The following is a 1,661-nucleotide window of genomic DNA, read 5'->3' on the forward strand; positions in this document are numbered from 1 at the left end:
GGGCTGGAGGACGCCCCTCCTCCCTCGGGCGAGGCGCGGCTGCTCGAGCTGGCGGAGATGATCCTCTCGATGGACGACAACGAGCTGTTGGTGGTGGTCCGCACCCGCCCGGGCTCCGCGCCCCTGGTGGCCTCCGCCATCGATCAAGCCCGCATCCCCGAGAGCCTGGGGACCATCGCCGGAGATGACACCATCTTCGTCGCCCCGGCCCGGGGGAAGTCGACCCGTACGCTGTCCAAGAAGTTGAAGGCACTCTTCGGAAAGGAAGAAACCCCGTGACGATTGCCAAGACGGAAGCCTCCGGCGGGACCGGTCTCCACCCCGAGGTACTGGCCTTCACCAGCTCGCTGGCGCTCGACAAGGCCCTCCTGAAGGAGGACCTGGTGGGAAGCATCGCCCACCTCACCATGCTGTCGCGCACGCGCATCATCCCCTCGGAGGACGCGCGCGCCATCCGCGAGCAGCTCGTGGCCCTCATGAAGGACTCCCGGGCCGGCACGCTCGTCCTCGCGGACGAGGAGGACGTGCACATGGCCGTGGAGGCGGAGATCACCCGCATTCTCGGGGAGCGCGCCGGCCTCCTGCACACCGCGCGCTCGCGCAATGACCAGGTGGCGTTGGACCTGCGCCTGCACGTGCGCGAGAAGGTGGCCGAGGCGCTCGGCGTGCTCGCGACGCTGCTGGACGGGCTGGCCGCCCGGGCCGAGGCGGAGCGCGGGACGATCCTCCCCTCGTACACGCACCGGCAGCGGGCGCAGCCCATCTCGCTGGCCTACCTGCTGTGCGGCTACGGGGCCATGTTCACCCGGGACGTGGACGCACTCGGCTTCGTGCTGGAGCAGGTGTCCTCGCTGCCGCTGGGCGTGGGCGCCATCGGCGGCACCTCGCTGCCCATCGACCGCGAGGTGACGCGCGAGCTGCTGCACTTCCCGCGTGTCACGATGAACGGCCTGGACACGGTGGGCGATCGCGACTTCACCATGGACTTCGCCTACGCGGCCATGCGCTCGCTGCTGCACGCCAGCCGCGTGGCCACGGACTTCTACGACTTCGCCTCGCCCGAGTTCGGCTTCGTGAAGCTGGACGGGGAGATCGCCTGCGGCTCGAGCATGATGCCGCAGAAGCGCAACCCGGACGTCTTCGAGCTGATCCGCGGCAAGTCCGGGCGGGCGGTGGGCAATCTCACCAACCTGGCCGTGCTCGTGAAGGGGCTGCCGGGCGGGTACAGCCGGGACCTGCAGGAGGACCGTCAGGTGCTGCTGGAGACGGGCCCGCTGCTCACGAGCGTGCTGTCCATGCTGCACCTCGCGTTGGGCAAGGTGCACTTCGACCGGGAGCGGTGCTTCGCGGCGGTGGAGTCGGACTACATGCAGGCCACGGACGTGGCCGAGGCGCTGGCGATGAAGGGGATTCCCTTCCGCACGGCGTACAAGGCGACGGGAGCGCTGGTGCGGGCGTGCCAGGAGCGTGGATTGCCGCTGGCCAAGGTGACGCTGGAGCTGGCACAGTCCGTGGACCCGCGCTTCGACGCCGAGGTGCTGAAGAGCGCGGATCCGCGGCGCGCGGTGGAGCGCAAGGCCAACTCCGGAGGCACCGGGCCGGCGTCGGTGGAGAAGCAGATCGCCGAGCTGAAGTCCCACGCGGCTCGTGCCTGGACGGCT

1 protein-coding gene and 1 pseudogene are annotated in these 1,661 nt (G+C 70.0%); both read left to right on the forward strand.

From position 1 onward, the window contains the following. Positions 1-279: pseudogene (locus VF794_RS07725) on the forward strand (arginine repressor); the annotation flags it as partial. Continuing rightward, the coding region (argH, locus tag VF794_RS07730; RefSeq protein WP_331108537.1) for an argininosuccinate lyase at positions 276-1,661 on the forward strand (1,386 nt) is incomplete at its 3' end. The pseudogene VF794_RS07725 and the gene argH, both read left to right, overlap by 4 nt.

This window comes from Archangium sp. (genome assembly GCF_036389735.1).
Taxonomy (GTDB): Bacteria; Myxococcota; Myxococcia; order Myxococcales; family Myxococcaceae; genus Archangium.